The following is a 20,761-nucleotide window of genomic DNA, read 5'->3' on the forward strand; positions in this document are numbered from 1 at the left end:
CTTAAAAATTTCAAAGCCATTGCGTTTCCTTGGTAGATTTGAAAGCGAGACAACTCACAAATCTTAGGAGGATGACACAATGGCTCACCATCAGATTACACTGGATGATCAAACAATCCAAGCCCTTATGGGACAAAAAGACAATGCCTTGGCTCTCTTAGTACAACAGGTCTTAAATCAGGTGTTGGAAGCGGAAGTGACGGAACATCTTCAGGCCGACCGGTATGAACGGACCGAAGACCGGCGCGGATATCGTAATGGGTCGCGGAGCCGGCACCTCACGACGCGCGTCGGCACGGTGACGCTAGAGGTCCCGCGGACGCGGGACGGCGAGTTTAGTCCGACGCTCTTTGACCGCTACCAACGGCACGAAAAAGCGCTGGTGTTAACGTTGATGGAAATGGTGGTGAATGGGGTGTCGACCCGCAAAATTCGGCGGATCACCGAAGAGTTGTGTGGCACCGCGTTTTCGAAGTCCACGGTGTCGGACCTCGCGAAAGGTTTAGAGGCGGCGGTCCAGCAATGGCGAACCCGATCCCTCGCAGAGACACGGTATCCCTTTCTGATTGTGGATGCCTTGGTCCTGAAAATCCGCGAGAACGGGGCCGTGCGGTCCCGGAGCGGGTGTGTGGTGACCGGCATTAATGCGGCGGGGTACCGAGAAATTCTCGGATTCTGGATCGGGGACAGTGAGTCCCAGCAGACGTGGACCACCGTGTTTACCGACCTCAAGGATCGGGGCTTAACGGGCGTCGAACTCGTTGTCTCGGATAGTCACCGCGGGCTGCGGCAGGCTATCGAACAGCAATTCCAAGGGGCCAGTTGGCAGCGGTGCCAAACGCATCTGACGCGAAATGTCCTCGATGCCGCCCCCAAAGCGGTGCAGGAGGAACTCCACGGTCGTCTCCGTGCGCTGTTCGAAGCTCCCGACCGGACCACGGTCGAGACCTTGTGGGCCAAACTGCTCGAGGACTTTGCCGAGCGGGCTCCCCGAGCCGTGGCGATTCTGGAGAACGGGCTCGAGGACGCGCTGGCGGTGTTGCAGCTCCCCGCGTCGCTGCGCCAGCGATTACGCACGACGAATGGCGTCGAGCGGCTCAATGCCGAGATCCGGCGTCGAGAACGGGTGATTCGGATTTTTCCGAACCGGGAGTCGGCGATCCGCCTGGTCGGCGCGCTGTTGCTCGAGCAGCATGAGGTGTGGACGACCGGCCCGCGGTACCTGAACCTCGAACCGTATTGGCAGGCGAAACGGTCTGAAGCGGCGGCGGATGGGCCGCCTCATGCGGGACCAGCGGTCGTCGCCTAACGACTCGCAAACCAAGGGAACGCTTTTACACGTATGGTGGGAGTCAAGCCCCGGGGTGAAAATTCTTGTCTCGGGCCGGGCTTGAGGTGTCTGACGCGGACAACCGCCCGCAGGGCCAGGCCGGCCTTAGCCGCCCGTCAGGGTCGCCTGGCCCGAGGGCGGTTGTCCGCGAGAATGAGTTCTAGGCCCGGCCCGGGCCCCCACTTAGGTCGACAAAACGGGTTGTCCCCGAGCCTACGTCGCCGCGCGGTCCGGAGCAGAACCTTCTGCACCGGTCAGAATCTGCCATCGGTCGGTCAACGGATACGACGGCACGGTGCGCAGGATGGCGCGAATGGCACTAAGTTTTTTCTGATACCGTCGCCGGTCGACTTCGTGGGCCAGCCGTTGCTCGTGCCACACGCGCCAGGCGGCCAGGAGAAGCTTGCGCGCTACCGCCACAATGGCTCGCCGTTTGCCGAGTCGGGGGACGACGCGGGCATAAAATGTTCGCAGGGGAGTGTCCTTCGCCCGAATCGCCCACCAAGCTGCTTCAACCAGCACTTGCCGCAGAATCGCCGGCCCTTGATGACTGATATGTCCGCGCCAATCGGCTTCGCCGGATTGATGGACGCTGGGATCCAATCCGGCATACCGCCCGACTTGGCGGGCCGACCGAAACCGCTGAGGATCGCCCAGCCAGGCCCACACCACGGCAGCCGTCCAGGCCCCGAGGCCAGGCACGCTCCAGAGCCATGCCATCTCGGGGTACCCCGCCAAGCGCCGGAGAATCTCGCCCCGCAAGCGATCCCCTTCCTGCTGCGCCTGCTCGGCCATCGTCAGCGCACTGGTGAAAACGATTTGCAGCGTCTCGTCGAGTTCCGCCCCCTGGGCGGCGAACCACTCCCGCAAGGCCACCGTCCGCGGGACCGCATAGCCCGTACGGATCAACAGATTTCGCGCCCGGTTCCGCCACGCGGTCTCCTGCTGCTGGCAAGCGCGGACTTGGGTAATCAACGCCCGGATTGCCCGCACCTCGGCGGGCGGCACCCACACCTGCACGGAGGTGTAGGTACCCAGCGCCATCAATTGTGCCAGACGTTCTGCGTCAATCCGGTCCGTGTGCCGCCCGCCGCCGAGGCCCTTCAGCCCGGCCGGATGAATGACCACCACTTGACGGACGTAGTCCACCAAGCGATCATAGATTGTGAACGCATTTCCGGTGGCTTCGATGGCGACGGCGGTCTCCGGCGTGAGTTGCGTCGCGACAAACCGGGCCCACTCGTCGGGAGTGTTGAGAAACCGGAAATGCGTGCCTTTTTGGCCTGGTTGAAACACATAGCCATGAATATAATTCTTATGCAGATCCAATCCCATGAACCGCGTCATGGCGCCTATCCTCCCTTTCCCATGATCTTGTGGCTGGTGATGTCTAGATGATTCCGTGCCTGTTGGCATTCACGTATCCGAGTCTCCGGCCGAACCGGCTCATGTGGGCGGTGCGCGGGGCGGAACTCACTCACACACACTAAGCGAACCGCTGCATCGCGTGCAGGCCCATGTAAAATACCGAGTCGTTCCGCCCGGCGACATCGCACGGCTCGCCCACGAAATACCGAGCAGTTCGACAGATGGCCCGCCGATTCCTGCTCCGCGTGTCGGGGCTTGATTCCCATCATACCCACACACGATATCGGACTCTACTCCAAGGAGGCTTGAGGTGTTGGCAAAACCCGTAATTATTTTTGATTTGGATGGAACATTATACCGAGGCGATGCCCCGTACTGGTATTATGCTGAGCAAGTAAGCCGGTTTTTACCCCCAGAGGTGGGTCAAGCCTACTTAAAACGGGTAAAAGACCATTTGACAGGCAAACAACCCGTGGAAGCCTCCGATAATTGGGAAGCGGTCGTGCGTCTTATGGAGCCCTTTGGCGAGACATTAGATCCTGACCAGTGGCAGGAGGCGTTTATGGCTACCAGACGTTACATGCTAAGCGGGCAGTGCCCTCTGGAACTCCCGTTCGGTCTCAAGCCATTTCTTCATGATCTTAAAGGCCAGGTCATTTTGGCCGTGGCCAGTAATAGTCCTGATGAAGCGGCCTGGCCCTTATTAGAACAGCTCGGTTTAACAGGGCTCTTCGATGTGATCAAAACCGCAGCAGGGAAGCCTGAAGGACTCGTCACGCTGGTTTCGGAAATTACCCATGATGATTATGCACCGGACCAGATTTTTAGTATTGGGGACCATTATAATAACGATATTGTGCCAGGGATTCAGCATGGATGGATCACGGGGCATATTAGTCCTCGCCGCATTTTTCCAGGACCTGCTACCTATCAGGTTACGGCGCTAGAAGAACTGTATTCCCCCATTCAAACCTGGGTACAACGGTGTAAGGAAGGGACAAACGGATAATATGGCGACCATTCAATTTTTTGGCGGGGTCGGAGTTATTGGTTCGAGCAAAATAGTCATTGAGCAAGACGGATGGCGGGTGCTGTTAGATTTTGGTTTGGAATTTAATCCTGGTGGAGGATTGTATCGGCAGGGTATTGTACCGCGTCTTTCGCATGCGTTATCTGATCGCCTCCGAACCGGTGATGCCCCCTGGCTATCTCATATCTACGATCCCGATTTGGCCAAAGGCGTGGATGAATTAAAAGTGGGGAATGACCACAAAACGGCGGTCTTTATTACTCACGCGCACCTCGATCACATTGGCCTTACGGGTTATATCGATCCCCACATTCCCATTTGGGCATCGCCGGATACCATCGAGATCATGCGTGCAGCGCGCGAGGCAGGCGAAGCTTTTGAGGGACATTGGCCTTCCTTGCGCCCGTTAGAAGCGGAGAAACCCTTGAACTTTGGCCCCTTTACAGTCACTCGTTATGATGTTGACCACGATATTATTGGGGCTTCAGGATATAGCGTAGCCACAAATAGTGGGTTGGTAGCTTTTACCGGAGATATTCGTTTACACGGTAGGCATCCCGAAAAAAGTTTGGGTTTTGCGCACAAAGTTGAGGGATGTACGGCTCTTGTCATTGAAGGCACGACCCTGTCCTTTGGGTTTAAAGATCCTATCCGCACAGAATACGAGGTGGACCAGGACTTTTCTAAGATTTTAAAGAACACACCAGGCCTTGTCCTCTTAACGGTCTATCCCCGCAATCTTGAACGCATCCAAGCTTTTATCAAGATTGCCCAGGCACATCACCGAGACATTTTATGGTCTGAGCCGACCGCAGCATTTCTTCAGGCCATGGGGCTCGATGTGCGCGCGTTTAGTGAAGAGCTTTTGCCCGACATCACGAAAAATCCGGACCATTATGTGTTGCAACTCATCCCGAGTGATTGGCCATTGATGTTAGACCTGCCCCTAGGTCCCGGATCGGTCTTTGTGCATGCCAATGGTGCTCCATTAGGCGCCTTTGATCCCTTATGGCCTGTATTGCAAGATTGGTTACGTTATGTCCACACATCTTTTTGGTCTATTGGCACTGGGGGTCATGCCAGTCCCGATGGTTTACGTGAGTTGCTTGAAATCATCCATCCCAAAGTGGTCTTTCCGTTGCACTCGCAAGAGCCCGATAGATTATGGCCTCCCCCAGGCACTAAACGCTGGCTGCCGGAACGAGGCCGTATCTATGATTTAGACAGCATCTGAGCAATATTCTTTATTTGGCAGGAATCAAATGTCATATTATAATGTTTTGGGCAGAATTTCGTAAATTGTTATTAACGTAGGAGGATATTGCGTGAGAATTTTGATTTTAGGGGGAGATGGATATTTAGGCTGGCCGACGGCCCTCTATCTCTCACATCAAGGCCACGATATTGCTGTGGCAGACAATTTTGTTCGCCGCCAATATGACTATGAATTGGGCGCAGAAAGTCTCGTTCCCATTGCGTCGCTCCAGCAACGGGTCAAAACGTGGAAAGACATAACCGGCCGTAAAATTAACGTGTATGTAGGCGACATGACCGATGCCGGTTTTGTATATCGCATGATTGAAGAATTTAAGCCTGACACGATAGTGCATTATGCGGAACAACGTTCCGCCCCCTATTCGATGATTGACCGTGAACATGCCGTGTACACGCAGGTTAATAATGTTGTCGGGACCCTCAACGTGATTTATGCGATTGCGGATTTAAACCCGGACATTCACTTGGTCAAGCTCGGCTCTATGGGTGAATATGGCACACCCAATATTGATATTGAAGAAGGCTTTTTAGAAGTCGAGCATAATGGACGAAAGGACATTTTGCCCTATCCTAAGCAGCCGGGTTCTTTCTATCACCTATCGAAAGTGCATGACAGTCATAACATCCTCTTTGCGTGTAAAAACTTTGGTCTTCGCTCCACGGATTTGAACCAGGGCATTGTTTATGGGGTAGAAACCGAACAAACCGTTCTTCATCCTGATTTAGCTACCCGTTTGGATTACGATGGGGTCTTTGGGACAGTGCTTAACCGGTTTTGTATCGAAGCGGTGTTAGGACATCCTTTGACGGTTTACGGAGTAGGCGAACAAAAACGTGGATTATTAGATATTCGCGACACCGTTCGTTGCATTGAAATTGCTGCCGAAAACCCGCCCGAGCGCGGCGAATATCGAGTGTTTAATCAGTTTACGGAAGAATTTTCGATTAAAGAATTGGCGGAGTTAGTGGCCAAAACCTATCCGGGAGAAGTTCAGGTTGAACTGGTGGAAGATCCACGAACAGAAGCGTTAACCCATTATTTTAATGCGCGGCATACGAAATTAATTGATCTGGGTCTTGTACCCCACTTACTCTCTGATACCTTGATTCAATCATTATTTGGTGTGATTGAGAAATACAAGGACCGCGTAAACTGGGATGTCATCCGAACCTTTGTCAATTGGCGGCGCACGCGCAATCCTTTATACAATAACGACTAAGGTTGTCTCAAACTGTTTTAACAAGCCGGAATGTCACCGGCTTGTTATTTTTTATTATGCCTAAGGCAGAGTGAAACGAAAAAATTCACGGTAGAGAATGGCTATGATGATTTATCATTACTGAAAGAAGAGATAATGGAAATAGAGATGAGGGTGTGTGATGCGTCACCCTGATCGGTGAAGAAGGAGCGGTGCCAATGAAACGTGAGTGGGGTCTTGGACTTTTAGGTGCGTTAGGATTAGGTTTTATTGCCGTGCGGGTTAATGGGAAATTGCGTCCCAAACCGATGCCAGTGCAAATTGAACAGTTTTTTCTAACCAATCCGCTGCGGGTTTCCTATTTTGGTCCCCGCGATGCCTTGCGTTTGGCAGGGAATTTAGAGGGGTTGCGTGTCCTTGAAATAGGCACGGGTGTGGGCGTTATTTTGGAAGAAATTGCAAAACGGGTCGGGGAAGGCGGACAGGCCTTTGGGGTTGATATTCAAAGTGATGCCGTTGCGAAAACGGAGCAGCGTCTTAGCCAACATGGATTGATGTCCAGAACGGGACTCGCCACAGCGAATGCCTTAGAGATGCCGTGGACGGATGGCAGCATGGACCGGGTCATTATGGTGGCGATGTTAGGTGAGATCCCCACTTCCCACCGGGTGGAAGCACTTAAAGAAGCGGGTCGGGTGTTAAACCGGGACGGGAAACTCGTTATTACAGAATTCTGGCCTGATCCTCATTTCATTGCTTTACCCAAAATGGTCCGTCTCTTGAGGCAAGCCGGGTTCAGTATTGTTGATGTCTATCAAAAACCGTTGTTGTATAGCATTTCTGCCAAAAAGGAGGGTCAAGTGGTATAATCGGCAAGGGCATGTGACGATAAAATGAAGGTGGACGTTATGAAGCGGGTTGAAAAACCATGGGGTTACGAACTATGGTGGGCCGTTACTGACCGTTATGTGGGTAAAGTGATTCATGTGAATCAAGGACAGTCTTTAAGTTTGCAGTATCATCATGTGAAACATGAAAGTATGTATGTTGTGGCAGGCCAGGCAGAGATTTTAATTAACGATGAGTTAAGACGCATGGGCCCAGGAGAAGCGGTTGAAGTGCCTCCTTTGACGAAACATCGTCTCACTGCGCTCACAGATCTCGAAGTGATGGAAGTCTCAACGCCGGAACTCGACGATGTGGTGCGATTAGAAGATAACTATGGACGGGAAGGAACTTCAGCCCCCTAAACGGTTACGACTTGGTGTGGATTGCCGAGCTGGCTAACAAGAAAGAAGCCGCAGGTTAACCTGCGGCTTCTTCTTCGATGCGGTGCTTAATGCGCGCGGCAATATCGAGAAACACGTGACTAGATAAAGACTCGGGATCAGATACGACGACCGGCTCGCCTTCGTCTCCTCCTTCACGCACGGTAGATTCCAAGGGAATTTGACCGAGTAAGGGAACACGGAACAAATCCGCTAAGGCTTTGCCACCACCTGAACCGAAAATATTCATGCGGTCCCCATGTGGACACAGGACATAGGACATGTTCTCAATTACACCGATAATTTCTTGATGCGCTCTTTTGGCGACATCTCCAGCCCGGTGGGCTACATAGGTGGCAACCTCTTGGGGCGTTGTGACTAAGACTAATTTGGCTTTGCGCACTTTTTGTGCGATATCTAATGCCACATCGCCGGTACCCGGTGGCAAGTCGATGAGCAAGTAATCCAGTTCAGGCCAGGCCACATCGGTAAAAAACTGTTGCATCATTTTCCCTAACATGGGTCCACGCCAGACGATAGCCTGTCCTTCTTCCACAAACATGCCCATGGAGACTAAATAGACACCATGAACTTGCCAAGGAATGATTTTTTCTTGTTCGTTGACGCGGGCCTTGTCCTTAGCGCCAAACATGCGCCCTTGACTAAATCCATAAATATCCATGTCGATAATGCCAACGCGAGCTCCGAGCTTGTTGAGGGCCACGGCCAAATTGGCCGTGATGGTGGATTTGCCTACTCCACCTTTACCACTGGCAATACCGATAACGACCGTCTTGTTCGCATCAGACATCATGCCTTCTGCGGGACCTTGTCCCGGTAAGGGACCAATCACCGGAGCTTGTCGGGTATTGGAAGAGGTAGTTGGAGGGGTCACATTGGGTTTTGCCGACGTGGCACCTTGTGCCCGGTTTTGTTGTGCCGATTCGAATGCCTTTTGAAAGGCTTTTTTCCGTTCTTGTTCGTTCATGACACTTAAATTGACGGCCACATCGGTGATTTCCGGATCTTGACGTAAAACATGATTGACATCATCCGTAATTTTTTGATGCAGTGGGCAGCCTTCAACCGTGAGGGCAATATCAAGAGCCACACGGCCACTGGGTTCAATGGCGACATTGCGAACCATATTTAAGGCGACAATACTTTGATGTAACTCGGGATCATAGACATTTTCTAAAGCGCGCATTACCCGGGCTTGATCTAACATAAATTCACCTCACAAAAATTTTAGAAGCCAAGGAGACGACGGCCCTCATCGGTCAGCATATCAGGAGTCCATGGAGGATTCCAGACAATATCAACATGGGCTTCTTTAACTCCATCGATCGTTTCGATTGCCATTTCGGCCGTTCTAGTAATGGTGTCATGGAGCGGGCAACCTGGGGCCGTTAATGTCATTTCGACTTGAACTACGCCGTCATCGTGCACCTCGACATTATAGACCAAACCCAAATCAACCACGTTCACGCCAATTTCCGGATCGGTGACCTCTTTGAGGACTTCTAAGACTTGGTCTTTGGTAACCGTTGTAGCCATTCAAAAAGCCTCCTTCGTCTGAATTCGTCTGAATTCCTGCATAATGCCTAGCAGCAGGACTTTGGGGGTTATTTCCGAGCATTTCACTAGGTATTATACCGCGTTTTCATTTTTTCTGTGAATCGAAACGCTAGCACGGGGACCTAGTGCGTTAGCAAACAACAAGTTGGCGATGTGGAGGTTGGGGAAAAAATTTCTTGGACTGGATGCATACACCAGCATAATTTGGTCACACTACGAATAGTTATATTAGGTCTGGTTGAATCAATCCCTATCACGGTCTCATTATCTTTCATTCATGAGAGAAAACTGATATGGGGGAGCAACCATGAGAACCATGAAAGGACTCAAGTCGCATGCCAGTCTTTGGCGTCTAATGTGGTGGAGTTTGCGGCTTTCTTGGTCGAAAAACAAGGAAGGACGTCGCCGCGCTAGAAAACATATCTGGGCAATGCTAGAAAATCAGTGGACCAAATTAGTGCCGGAAGCTGTTCCGGGTCAAGTCTCGGGCGTGACGCATGCCGTATGGTTAGGGGCTGCGTTAGCATCGCGGTCCTTAGTGCGTTATCCGTTGTTGCCTAAACGCTTAAAGACGCGTTTGATTTGGTTGTTTCGGTTGGTCGGGCGAACGAATGGAAAAGCGTTGGTCACTGCCTATCTGGCATGGGTTTGGTTAAGCGATGTGGCTACGTCTCCAAGTCATTTGGAATCTCAAGTGACGACCGATACGGTTTAAATAAATGGCCTGTTATTTTTGTTGGGGACCGGTATAACGCTGAGCTCGGCGCCAATACCATATGGAGATTCCGAAAAAAATGACGGCAATAACCACTTTGCTGAGAAAATGTGAGGGAGCTTTGGACACTACGTAATTTTCATAAAGCAAGGGATGATGGTGGCGATCGTCCACCGTAACAGATAAATGACCTAGAGAGCGAATGAGATAGGAGGCAGCATATTCATGCGTCGCCTCTTTTTTTAATGGCAACACGATATGGGTATGATTATCAAATTCGAGTTCGATAGTTCCAGGAATCACCTTCTGGCTCACCACAATAAACGTGGTCTCGCTAGGTGCTTGAAGAGGTTTGGGCGTTACGACCAAGCGAATGGCACTAGACGCCCAAATTGGACTGTTAAAAACGCTGAAAAACATTATCCCAGCCAATAAAAAAATGATCCCTTTGCATTTGCGCACTCCGAGATGTCCTTCCGCCCCATTTTGCTTATATTCTACAGGTTTCGAGGATAAAGCACAAAGTGAAAAAAGTTTGGAGAAAATCCAGGATTTATCCTGTAAAAGATTTACAGGTGATGCATCATGTGCGTATATTCAAATAAAAGGATAGGTACGGGAGTAAATATGATGATTATGAATACAAGGGGTTTACGGGATACCAAAGGCCAATCATTGCCCATCGTTATCCTCTTTATGGGATTAATTATTGGTGCGGCTGCTGTGACGATCGATTATGGTAAAGTTTCTGCATTGCGTAATCAAGCACAGTCGGCTTCCAGTGCCGCTGCATTAGCTGCTGCACAAACACTGGCGACCGAAATAAATGCACAAATATCCTCATCTAATTCGGCAACACAGGGCTATGTTGATATTTCTTTAACAAATCCTACGACATTAGCGCAAAAAATATACGAAAAGAATATAAGGACAGCGATAGCGCATAGCAACTCCTTAAATACCTGCACAGTGACATATTACATTGGCTCTCTTAACACTCAGGATAAAGTAAGTTCCGATCTGAGCAGTATTCAGCTCACCATTAACAGTCCCATTTATGTACAAGTCACATCTTCAGGGACCACGACTATGAACTTTGGCAATGCATTAGGTGTAGGTACCGCGAAAATCACACCAAAAGCTACAGCTGAGGACGTAATTCAATTTCAAATTTCAAATGGCTTAGTGCTCCCCTTATTGCTACCCGTGAGTAATCCTTTATCTGCTACGGGAAATTGGCGAAATTATTGGAGCGATGGAGCGGTATATGCAGCATACAGAGGAGACGGTTCAGGATATGTACCGTCGTGGACCTCGGGAATTGCTTCGTCCAACGTCATTGCCTATCATAAATCTGGTAAAACTTCAGGAACCGGATGTAGCAAAAGCGGAATCTTTGGCGATGGTGGATTTGGTTGGTACAATAATAAAACATATTCCTCGCTGCAAGTCGGTGAAATTATTAAGGGTAATTCTGGCACCAATAAGTGGAAACATGAATTACATTTCGTTACTCCAGGGCAAACTGTAGTGCTTCCCGTAGCTTATCCCTATACCTATGATCAAAATGCCAGCTCAAAGCAGAACTGTCCAAATGATAGTGCTAAAACCGTAGAGATTTACGGTTTTGTGACCGCCACGATTGATTCTGTACATGACACACACGGTGAGCCGGGCATTGGATTTAGTTTCACTATTGATCACCGTTATTCTATCAGTAGTACCGTGTCATCGGACAATACAACCAATTTATCTTTGTCATATAGTGCCCGGCTTGTATCAAATTTTGGATCGTGAACGACAAAGTCAACGATTGTGCTCAACTATTATTTAGTTGATTATTGCCACCACCATTGGTGAGTAAAAAGAATCGATCCATAAATTGCGGCACCAACCCAAAGAACGATAATGGTTCGAAGAACATATCGGTTGTTTATATTAGATAATCCATTGTAAACAGGAAAATCAACACTCATCAAACGAATGGTGCTATGAAAGGGTTGGTTGTCAGCATAAAAGCTTAGCGATACAACAAGAATTGTGCCGGTAAATAGTATCAATGGTAGTCTCATGATCGGTTCGGGGGATTGATGGATTAACAATATTAATCCTAATATAAAAGGCATAGACAATAATATCCAAAACATCATTGCAAAGACATCCTGAGTGGGAATGAGGGTAAATTGTCTCCATGGCCCAATCCATTGAAAGTGCCATGTTTTTTCACCAATCCAGAGTCCCAGCATTGTATGCCAGTGGATTAGAGAATAGACCATAAAGTTGCTCAAACCTATGATAACCCCGTTTCCCCAGATCAAATATTTGGGGTTAGAATTCCAATTTTTGGTGAGCAAGGAGTTAGTGAAAAACCTAAGCGGAACGATTCCAATTAGGGCACCGGTAGGATGTGCTAGGGATGCAAAAGCAGCAGCTATAGCGGCCCAGCAATAGGATTGGCGTTGGGCGAATATTAAGCTCAGCAGCCATAGTCCGACAAGGAGAGGTTCAGGGTAGATTGTGGAGTAGAAAACCGCTGCTGGATTTAATGCAAACAGTAACAACGCTATATCGGTCTGTTTTTCCGTTAGTTTCAGAGGAACCACAGTACCGCATGAGAAGAAAAGTTGTTCGTATGGGAAAGAAGCCAAAGGGATGAATGAGGGTACGGTATCAGAGCGGTTCGCAGTACCAACAATTCGTGGAGTGAAAAAATCAACAAAATATTCTTTACATGTTCAGGTAATTTGGGCACGATATTCTCCTCACATAATTGCTAACACTTGATTCGGTATTTTTAAAAAACCCTTTAAAAAGTCAGCGAAAACGCAAAAAGTGGGATGAATAAAGAAGGAATCAGGAATTTTGCGTCGAATGTTGAAATTAAGCAGGAAAATATTGTCTCTTGCTAAGTGGCGTTGAAGTTCTACGAAAAGTTTACGAGAAATGGGAGGATTATTTTGGCAAATTTACAGGCGTTTTTGATGGCTCTTTTCACGCGATTTAAAGATAAAGATGGGCAGGCTCTTGTCGAGTATGCTTTAATCTTAGCCCTTATTGCCGTGGTTGTAATCGTAGCATTACACTTGAGGGTTTTTCATAACTCAAAACCCGCGACTCCCAAGGGGTCTGTAGCCTGAGAGAAAATATTTCCCCCTGAATCGGACGCAAAAAGGAGTTCCTACCATCCCTGGCGAAGTTTTAGTTACCCAACCAAACAAGCCAAGAGGAGGAACTCACCATGTACTCTATTCGCCAAGCATCGTTCTTTTCCCTGCAGGATTGGATAAAAGATACCGAATGGGATGACCAGTTGCAGCGAATTTTAGATCAGGTACCCCTCAGCCCCGCATTGGCGGCATTACCACCACCGGCCCGCACGGGCCGCCCGGAACAGCATGATCGACCGACCATGATCCGCGCTTATATAGCGAAAGCGGTGGAGCAAATTCCCACCACCGAAGCCTTACGGGCTCGCCTGCGCCGCGATCCCGTGTTCCGCTGGATTGTCGGCTATCGCGGGAAATCCGATGTCCCCTCGGCGGCGACCTTCTCGCGTCTGTTTAACCAATTGAGTCGCTGTACGAGCCTTCAAGTCATCCATGCCCAACTCGTTGAGACGGCACGGGAACGCCATCTCGTACCGGATGACGTGGCGGCGTATGATGCGTCCGACATCCCCGCCTATGAGAAAACGCGTCGGCATGCCGACGCGCAAGATCTCGAGCGGGCTAGTTGGGGGATGAAGACCGGGCCCAAGGGCCAGAAATATCGGTGGTTCGGCTACAAGTTGCATCTGTCGGTGGCGGCCGGGAGCCTCTTTCCGTTGGCTGCGCTGACCACGACAGCCATGGTGCATGACGTGAACATGGCCCGACCGCTGGTCCAGATCACCACCGACCGGAACATGGGGCAGCAGGTGGCGATTTTCGATGCCGGGTACGATCAGGCGACCCTGTATCAGGATCTCCATGCGCAAGGACTGATTCCCATTATCCCGCTCAATCGCCACGGGGGTGAGGCACCCGAGGGTCGCAACACCCTGGGGCGTCCAACCTGTTCCATGGGTTACCCGCTGACGTTAGCGGGCTATGATGCGACCACGGAGACCCAAAAGTTTCGATGTCCCCATGCGACAGGACATGTCGAGTGTCCCATGGGCATGGCATGGTGTTCCCCCTCGAACTATGGCTATGTCCAGAAAATGGCGATTGCTGACAATCCCCGCGAAGTGGGGCGCATCGTGCGCGGAACGGCGACATGGGATGCCCTCTATAACTTGCGGACGAGCGTGGAACGGGCCTTCAGCTACCTGAAGGAACAACTGAATCTCCGCACCGTCCGCGTGCGCGGACGACGAAAGGTGCATACCCATCATCTCTTCGCAGTCATTGCCTTGGCCGCGACGGTGCTGGCTTCCACCGTTTCATAGCATTCCGCTCCTATCACGCCTCGGCGGTGAGGCGAGCGATCCGGGGTCGTTCGCCGGGCATCGTATTGCCATGGCGCGAGAATCATCCTTTCCGAACCCGTGTCAGAACGTTGAGAAGGGTGTCATCATTGGAAGGGACAGTTATCCACAGTCGTGCTTCGTCGAGTTATGAAAAATCCTCACTTCTTAGGCAGTTCTGTAAAACATCAATTAAACAACATTGCTAATAATATTACGAATGCCTCATAGTTTTGCGAGGTGCGACTAAATGAATGATATTCACGATAGTCGCACCTCCTTGTATGTGACGATGTAGGAGGATCCAAAATGGCTATAGCAAAGCGGATGGGAACGTTTTTTCGGATAAATCGTTGGCTGCTAGCGGGCATTGTGATTATTGGCATAGCGGCCTATGTTTCGGCACGTTACGTCCAAATAGCCATTCAACAGGCCAATGCGAAAACTCACGTTCCTACCGTGCAAGTTCTTGTGGCATCTCAAACTATTCCGGCTTATGAACCCATTACGTCAGCGCTGGTCACAGTGAAAACGTATCCGGCTTCTGCAGTACCTGCGGGGTCTTATTCGTCTCTTCAGGCTCTGAATGGAGCGTGGACAACCGAAGCGATATCACCGGGAGTTCCTCTAGTTTCCAGCGAAGTATTTTTCCCTAAAACAGCCAATGTTTTAGCCGCCCGCATAAATCCTCAAGATATGGCCGTAGATGTTCCCTTGTCGTCAACCAATGCGGTCGATGGTTTAATTATGCCAGGCGATAACATTGCTTTATTTATTACGATTACCGAGAAAAATGGGCAAAAAGTTATTGAAGATTTTATGAACCACGTCAAAGTGTTAGCGGTGAACGGTTCTATGACCCCGCCATCGGCTCCTATGATCGGGCAAAGCCCCAATTTGATTGTCGCAATGACACCTTCTCGTATTGAATCTCTATTATTTGCTGAACAAAATTCATCGGGCTTTACCGCAGCTCTAGAGTCTCCGCATACTAAGGCGCAACGTCCCACTCCTTATGGATTAAATAATCTTGATACGCCAGTTCCCTAATTTGTTGTAAGGATGTGTGGTGATGGTCAGCGTACTCGTGGCCGCGATTTCTCCTGTTATGGAATCGATCGATTTTATGTTGCGACAACTGTCGTTCGTTAATATCGCGGGCTCTACGGAAAGCATCCGGGAAGCAGTGGATATTGCCAGCGTTGAACCGGTGGATGCAATGATTGTTGATGAAAGTCTCTTGAGTGACAGTTGGGGCCTTCAAGATCGTCTGGCCCGTGAGCCGTTTCCTTTGATTTTAATCATTCATACGCCGAGCGTAGAGTCTACTCGTCGGGCCCTAGCTATTCATGCGGCCGATGTGATAACGCAGGAGGCTATCCCTTCTTTGTTACCTCCGTTGTTGAAATCCTTGAATAAATCGGAAGAACATCCTATGTCTTTACATCGCATTATTGGGGTATATTCAGCCAAGGGAGGAGTCGGGAAGACAACGTTGGCAGTCAATCTGGCTTGGAGTTTAGCGCTTTTATCTGAACGACCGACCGCGTTGGTCGACTTAGATTTACAATTTGGCGACATAGGTCCAATGGTTCACGATAGTCCAGATGTGACGATTCGTGAACTTGTTGAAGGTTCACCAAAAGAGGTTGAGGAAGACAAGTTGTCGCGTTCACTCATAGCTGTCGATGGATTGCCGTTAAATTTGCTATTGGCACCTTTGCATCCGCAATATGCGGACTTAGTGGAATCACATCACGTCAAGGATATACTTCAGCATCTTAAGGCAACTCATGTTTTTACCGTGTGTGATTTATCGGCTGCCTTGTCTGATCAAAATTTGTCGGCTATGGATCTTGTCGATGTCTTAATGATGGTAGCAACGCCAGAAATGATCACTTTGCGTAACGTAGCCCGATCACTAAAAGTATTGCAAACATTATATCCAGAACAAGGTAGGATTCGCGTGGTAATCAACCGGGCAGGTACTGGTATGACATCTGATCAAATTAGTCAGGTATTACCAATTCCCGTATCTTATTGGATGCCGAGTGGAGGAGTGACACCTGTTCGGTCCGCTAACACGGGGAAACCTTTGGTCGTTGTCGATCCATCTAATCCTCTTGCAATATCCATTGAAAATATTGCGAAGACTCTACTGGAAGAATTTGAAGGCGCGAGCCGTAGAACGGTTCGCAAAGATGTGTTGTGAGATGAGAGTGGCTTTGTTGGTAAAAGGAGTAAGAGAAGATGTCACTACGCAACCGGATTAATGGAATGTCTTCAGGGGCTTCACAAGCCTTTAAAGCAATAAAAACCACACAAAATAATAAAACGGGAGAATTTGATTACTTAGGAACAAATTTTCTTGCACTCAAAAGCCGTGTACAAGACGCATTATTGACTCAGGTGATGGATCCGGAGAAACTATCGCGCGATGAGTTACGGGGCATTATTTTAAACATTGTTGAAGCTGACAAGGACATTTCGCCTTTAGAAAAAGATGCGTTGGTCAGAATTTTGGTCGATGAAATTTTAGGTTATGGTCCCATCCAAGCGCTGTTAGATGACCCAGACATCTCCGAAATTATGATTAATGGGCCGTCGCGAGTCTATATTGAACGCCATGGATCATTGATTAAAACGGATGTGACTTTTCGCGATGAAGCTCACCTACGTTCGGTATTAGAAAAAATGTTATCGTTTACGGGCCGGCGCGTTGATGAGTCAAGTCCAATGGTGGATGCAAGGCTTCCTGACGGATCCCGGCTCAATGCGATTTTACGGCCTCTCGCCGTATCAGGCGATTCGATCACGATTCGAAAATTTTCCAAGGACCCCTTTGTTCTGTCCCAGTTGGTCCAGATGGGCACGTTATCGAGCGAAATGGCCGAATTTATTCAAGCCGCTGTGCATGGCAAATTAAATATCGTGGTATCTGGTGGAACTGGTTCTGGTAAAACCACAACATTGAATGCGTTATCAGCGTTTATTCCTGAATCCGAGCGCATTGTCACGATTGAAGACGCGGCGGAACTTCAGTTACAGCAAGACCACAAAGTGACATTGGAAGCTCGCCCGGCCAATATTGAGGGACGTGGAGGAATCACGATTCGAGATCTTGTTCGCAATGCTTTGCGTATGCGTCCTGACCGCATTATTGTCGGTGAGGTTCGAGGCGGTGAGGCTTTAGATATGTTGCAAGCGATGAATACAGGTCATGAGGGAAGTTTGACGACTGTTCACGCTAATAGTCCTCGGGATTGTCTTGCCCGTATTGAAACCATGGTGCTTATGGCTGGCGCGGATTTGCCTCTGACAGCCATCAGGACACAGGTGGCCTCTGCTATTGATCTCATTATTCAACAAGCACGGCTTCTAGATGGATCTCGCCGGATTATTCGGATAACCGAAGTCGTGGGAATGGAAAGTGGGATTATCACGACGCAAGATCTTTTCCAATTCGATCAAACCGGGGTGGATGAGGACGGGCGCGTGGTGGGCGTGTTCCGGGCCAATGGCATTCGACCGAAGAATTACGACCGCATTCGTTCCCAAGGTGTCGATTTATCGCCGAGCATATTTGGGATGGGGGTGTGATAGAGTCATGACAGCTCTGACGTTGTGGCTAGCTGTAACATGGCCTTTAGCAGTCTTGTTGATTGTCGTGGGATATCGTTCGACTCGAGCATATCACATTACTCAAAGACGTCTCTATGCCATGGGATCGATCGGCGTATCGACGCCGAATAAACATAGCCCTTTTGATTTGTTTTCGGCAATCCGCAATACATGGAGCCAAGGGCAAAATGCTGCAGCACTGAAATTGCGAATGAGCGAATATATTATTTTCCTTGTTGGAGCTTTTGCCGTTCCCGCTCTTATTGGTTTTATTGTTCGAGGACCAATTGGCGCAGCGATATTAGGGCTAATTGGTGTAGGCGGGATGCTTCTCTATTTCCGGCTTATGAAACAACGGTATTTGCATCTTGCGGAACAAAGCTTACCGGATTTTTTGCGGGGCATATCCGGAGCTTTACGAGCCGGTACGTCCTTAACTCAAGCCATGGCCTTGGTGGCTAAAGAAACGCCTGATCCGTTAGGCTCAGAAATTTCCCGAGTTCTTCGACGAGAATCCTTTGGATTTAGCCTTGAACAAACTTTGAATGAGTTGACCACCCGCATTCCATCGAAGGATTTGGCGTTAGCGGTGATGGTAATCAATATCCAACGTGAAATTGGCGGATCTTTGGCGGACATTCTCGAAAATATCGTGCAAACTATTGTAGCCCGTCAACGACTGGCTCAAGAAGTGCGGGCATTAACGGCTCAGGGGAGGATGAGCGGATGGGTATTGACGGCATTACCGTTTATCCTAGGATTAGCCATATGGTTCTTGGATCCGGCCTATATGGATCCTCTATTTCATACAACCACGGGACTGATTATGCTGGGTTCAGCTGCAGTGTCAGTAGCGGTGGGGGGCTTCGTGATTAACCGGCTTGTTCGTTCACCAGAGCTCTAATCCACAATAGACGAGTTAGGAGTCGAGTTGGCATGCTGTTTTGGTTAAACGTGACAATCGCTGCATTATTAGCATTAGCTGTAGTTACGATCTCCTTATGGGTTCGGGATTTACGGGTGGCTAATCGGCAGAAAACATTAAATGAACGTCTGCAATCATATCAATTAGTGAGAAAACCGCCTGCGGATGAGCTTGAAGTTCCTTTTGTTCAACGCGTTATCGCTCCTATAATGCGCAAGATGTTTTCCACGATATCCCGTGCACTGACCCCTGCAAAAGTACGAAATGAATTAGCCAGACGTCTTAGACAGGCTGGAAGTAAGCTAAGTCCGGAAATCTTTGCGTTGTACCGGTTAGCAATATCGGGATTATTATTAGCGTTGGGTATTTTTTTAGTGAGGTTAAATTCTGGTGCGCCGCAGTGGCAACAGATTGCGATTCCCTTAGGTATGGCGGGGTTAGGCTATGTTTTCATGGGCGTTCGGGTTAATACACAAGCTCAAAATCGTTTAAAGGCCTTAGAACGCTCGTTACCTGAAGTTTTTGATTTACTGAGTGTGAGTGTTGAAGCGGGATTAGCATTTGATGCGGCCATGCGCAAATTGGTCACGAATATCGATAATGGGCCTGCCAAAGAAGAGTTTACCCGGGTGATGTCAGATATTCAGTTAGGGATGACACGCGCTGAAGCGTTGGCTGCGTTGGCGGAACGCACCAAATCCCGTGAACTGAAGCGTTTTGCTGGTCTTGTTGCACAATCTGATAGAACGGGGAGCGGAATAGCAGGAGCCTTACGGGTCCAAGCCCGTGACATTAAAGAGGCACGCGCAGCACAGGCCAGGGAAAAAGCCGCGTTGATACCGGTGAAAATCATTTTCCCGATGGTCTTCTTCATTTTCCCAGCTATTTTCGTTGTGATTTTAGGTCCAGCGATGCTCTCAATTGTTCATCTCTTTCATGGATAAGCATGAGAATGGACAAGAATATTTTTCTTTCACGAGAGGTTTCCATAAGTAATATGCGTAGTGGGGAAGTTATCGGTTCTCACGTGATTGTGGCCCGATCATTCTGGCAGAGATTCAAAGGCCTTATGGGTACTACATCACTCGCAATAGGTCATGGGATGTTATTTCCACATACAAATTCGGTGCATATGTTTTTTATGCGGTACCCCTTGTGTGTGGTTTATTTAAACAAGGATTTTGTGGTACTGCGTTGTGTTGTGCTTAGACCATGGACGATTGGTCCGGTAGTCCGGGGAACATATTGGGTACTGGAACTGCCGGAGAGCGTCGCTCAACAAATTTCGGTCAATGATTCTTTGGATGTCATGAAGGTGCACTAACGAGAGAGACTTAGGAACATGACGAAGGTGGCAGTGTCTTTGAAAACGATCCTGATTCCGTAGCTGTGGAATTTCCCCCTTCCTGAATCATTGTGTAGTGCTGATTCATCAACACTGATGATCCAAACCCTGGTAATTTAATTAATAAAGGATATGATGTTGATACGTTAACTTCGACGGTAGGTAAAGATGTAGAGGGAGATGGTGAGGGCGATGAAGATGAAGATGAAGATGAAGATGAAGATGAAGATGAGGAAGAGTTAGAAGATGATGCCGGTGAAGATGAATTTGCGTTACTACTATAAAAATTTGCTGTCCACTTTACCACGGCGTTATTGGGAAACAATCCAGAGTTGATTTGACTATAAATCGCACAGCCGATTTGTGTCGAGTTCTCGCCTAAAGATGCTGCCCGGACGCCAGCACGAGCACCTTGTTCAATGGAAATAAAGCCGCTAAAGATAAAACCCATTTGGATTATGGCAAATAGAAACAGCAGTAAGAGAGGTGCCACGAGTGCAAATTCGACAAGAGCCTGACCTTGATGATCATGGCCGATACGCTTCCACGACTTTTTCATGTAAATTGCAATCTCCTATTCTTAGGAAACGGTGCTAGTGGAATGACAATCAAAATGCGTTAATATTTATGGAATTAAATATAGTGTACGAACGAATTGTT

Annotated in this window: 22 protein-coding genes; 16 read left to right on the plus strand and 6 right to left on the minus strand. The window is 49.0% G+C overall.

The window, feature by feature from the left end; translation table 11 throughout:
- The first annotated feature begins 79 nt into the window (after positions 1 to 79).
- Positions 80 to 1,309, plus strand: coding sequence for an IS256 family transposase (locus B8987_RS10390; RefSeq protein ID WP_084661476.1), 1,230 nt, complete (start codon positions 80 to 82; stop codon positions 1,307 to 1,309).
- Positions 1,310 to 1,543: 234 nt separating this feature from the next.
- Here B8987_RS10390 and B8987_RS10395 read toward each other — a convergent pair whose 3' ends face one another.
- Positions 1,544 to 2,677, minus strand: coding sequence for an IS110 family RNA-guided transposase (locus B8987_RS10395; RefSeq protein ID WP_084661477.1), 1,134 nt, complete (start codon positions 2,675 to 2,677; stop codon positions 1,544 to 1,546).
- A 334-nt stretch (positions 2,678 to 3,011) separates the two neighbouring features.
- Between B8987_RS10395 and B8987_RS10400 the strand changes: the two genes are divergently transcribed.
- From B8987_RS10400 to B8987_RS10420, 5 genes are all read left to right on the plus strand, one after another.
- On the plus strand, positions 3,012 to 3,707 hold the full coding sequence (locus tag B8987_RS10400; RefSeq protein WP_176213223.1) for an HAD family hydrolase: 696 nt from the start codon (positions 3,012 to 3,014) through the stop codon (positions 3,705 to 3,707).
- Between the two features lies 1 nt (position 3,708).
- A complete protein-coding gene (locus B8987_RS10405) occupies positions 3,709 to 4,962 on the plus strand; it encodes an MBL fold metallo-hydrolase (RefSeq protein WP_084661479.1) in 1,254 nt (417 codons plus the stop codon).
- 91 nt (positions 4,963 to 5,053) lie between these two features.
- Positions 5,054 to 6,223, plus strand: a complete 1,170-nt coding sequence (locus B8987_RS10410; RefSeq protein ID WP_084661480.1) for an NAD-dependent epimerase/dehydratase family protein — start codon at positions 5,054 to 5,056, stop codon at positions 6,221 to 6,223.
- Between the two features lie 197 nt (positions 6,224 to 6,420).
- On the plus strand, positions 6,421 to 7,071 hold the full coding sequence (locus B8987_RS10415) for a class I SAM-dependent methyltransferase (protein ID WP_020376084.1): 651 nt from the start codon (positions 6,421 to 6,423) through the stop codon (positions 7,069 to 7,071).
- Between the two features lie 24 nt (positions 7,072 to 7,095).
- On the plus strand, positions 7,096 to 7,452 hold the full coding sequence (locus B8987_RS10420; protein WP_076006145.1) for a cupin domain-containing protein: 357 nt from the start codon (positions 7,096 to 7,098) through the stop codon (positions 7,450 to 7,452).
- A gap of 55 nt (positions 7,453 to 7,507) precedes the next feature.
- On the opposite strand, the gene B8987_RS10425 is transcribed toward B8987_RS10420, so the two are convergent.
- A complete protein-coding gene (locus B8987_RS10425) occupies positions 7,508 to 8,698 on the minus strand; it encodes an Mrp/NBP35 family ATP-binding protein (RefSeq protein WP_020376086.1) in 1,191 nt (396 codons plus the stop codon).
- 20 nt (positions 8,699 to 8,718) lie between these two features.
- Positions 8,719 to 9,027, minus strand: coding sequence for a metal-sulfur cluster assembly factor (locus B8987_RS10430; protein ID WP_020376087.1), 309 nt, complete (start codon positions 9,025 to 9,027; stop codon positions 8,719 to 8,721).
- Positions 9,028 to 9,355: 328 nt separating this feature from the next.
- Between B8987_RS10430 and B8987_RS10435 the strand changes: the two genes are divergently transcribed.
- Positions 9,356 to 9,763, plus strand: coding sequence for a hypothetical protein (locus B8987_RS10435; protein WP_020376088.1), 408 nt, complete (start codon positions 9,356 to 9,358; stop codon positions 9,761 to 9,763).
- 12 nt (positions 9,764 to 9,775) lie between these two features.
- Here the strand turns inward: B8987_RS10435 and B8987_RS10440 are convergent, their stop codons facing one another.
- Entirely contained in the window at positions 9,776 to 10,225 is a 450-nt protein-coding gene (locus B8987_RS10440; RefSeq protein WP_084661481.1) for a hypothetical protein, read from the minus strand.
- A 165-nt stretch (positions 10,226 to 10,390) separates the two neighbouring features.
- Here B8987_RS10440 and B8987_RS10445 point away from each other — a divergent pair, with 165 nt between their 5' ends.
- Positions 10,391 to 11,560 (plus strand): pilus assembly protein TadG-related protein, encoded by a 1,170-nt coding sequence (locus tag B8987_RS10445; RefSeq protein ID WP_176213224.1) that lies wholly within the window; start codon positions 10,391 to 10,393, stop codon positions 11,558 to 11,560.
- A gap of 41 nt (positions 11,561 to 11,601) precedes the next feature.
- Here B8987_RS10445 and B8987_RS10450 read toward each other — a convergent pair whose 3' ends face one another.
- The gene (locus B8987_RS10450; protein WP_084661483.1) at positions 11,602 to 12,366 is read right to left on the minus strand and encodes a hypothetical protein; all 765 of its coding nucleotides are present in this window, start codon (positions 12,364 to 12,366) and stop codon (positions 11,602 to 11,604) included.
- 354 nt (positions 12,367 to 12,720) lie between these two features.
- Between B8987_RS10450 and B8987_RS10455 the strand changes: the two genes are divergently transcribed.
- The 8 genes from B8987_RS10455 (at position 12,721) to B8987_RS10490 (ending at position 20,080) form a co-directional block, all read left to right on the plus strand.
- Positions 12,721 to 12,900, plus strand: a complete 180-nt coding sequence (locus B8987_RS10455) for a Flp family type IVb pilin (protein ID WP_084661484.1) — start codon at positions 12,721 to 12,723, stop codon at positions 12,898 to 12,900.
- A gap of 101 nt (positions 12,901 to 13,001) precedes the next feature.
- Positions 13,002 to 14,192, plus strand: a complete 1,191-nt coding sequence (locus B8987_RS10460; protein WP_020375712.1) for a transposase — start codon at positions 13,002 to 13,004, stop codon at positions 14,190 to 14,192.
- Positions 14,193 to 14,519: 327 nt separating this feature from the next.
- Positions 14,520 to 15,260 (plus strand): Flp pilus assembly protein CpaB, encoded by a 741-nt coding sequence (cpaB, locus tag B8987_RS10465; RefSeq protein ID WP_084661485.1) that lies wholly within the window; start codon positions 14,520 to 14,522, stop codon positions 15,258 to 15,260.
- A 22-nt stretch (positions 15,261 to 15,282) separates the two neighbouring features.
- Entirely contained in the window at positions 15,283 to 16,422 is a 1,140-nt protein-coding gene (locus B8987_RS10470) for a CpaE/TadZ family protein (protein ID WP_084661486.1), read from the plus strand.
- A gap of 38 nt (positions 16,423 to 16,460) precedes the next feature.
- Positions 16,461 to 17,810, plus strand: a complete 1,350-nt coding sequence (locus B8987_RS10475) for a TadA family conjugal transfer-associated ATPase (RefSeq protein WP_020376096.1) — start codon at positions 16,461 to 16,463, stop codon at positions 17,808 to 17,810.
- 7 nt (positions 17,811 to 17,817) lie between these two features.
- Positions 17,818 to 18,735, plus strand: a complete 918-nt coding sequence (locus tag B8987_RS10480; RefSeq protein WP_084661487.1) for a type II secretion system F family protein — start codon at positions 17,818 to 17,820, stop codon at positions 18,733 to 18,735.
- A 32-nt stretch (positions 18,736 to 18,767) separates the two neighbouring features.
- Positions 18,768 to 19,700 carry a type II secretion system F family protein gene (locus B8987_RS10485; protein ID WP_084661488.1) on the plus strand — a complete coding sequence of 311 codons (933 nt, stop codon included), beginning with the start codon at positions 18,768 to 18,770 and terminating at the stop codon, positions 19,698 to 19,700.
- A gap of 53 nt (positions 19,701 to 19,753) precedes the next feature.
- Entirely contained in the window at positions 19,754 to 20,080 is a 327-nt protein-coding gene (locus tag B8987_RS10490) for a DUF192 domain-containing protein (RefSeq protein ID WP_176213225.1), read from the plus strand.
- A 10-nt stretch (positions 20,081 to 20,090) separates the two neighbouring features.
- On the opposite strand, the gene B8987_RS10495 is transcribed toward B8987_RS10490, so the two are convergent.
- A complete protein-coding gene (locus B8987_RS10495; RefSeq protein WP_084661490.1) occupies positions 20,091 to 20,660 on the minus strand; it encodes a TadE/TadG family type IV pilus assembly protein in 570 nt (189 codons plus the stop codon).
- Positions 20,661 to 20,761: the final 101 nt, after the last annotated feature.

The sequence above is a fragment of the Sulfobacillus thermosulfidooxidans DSM 9293 genome (assembly GCF_900176145.1).
Classification (GTDB): Bacteria; Bacillota; Sulfobacillia; order Sulfobacillales; family Sulfobacillaceae; genus Sulfobacillus; species Sulfobacillus thermosulfidooxidans.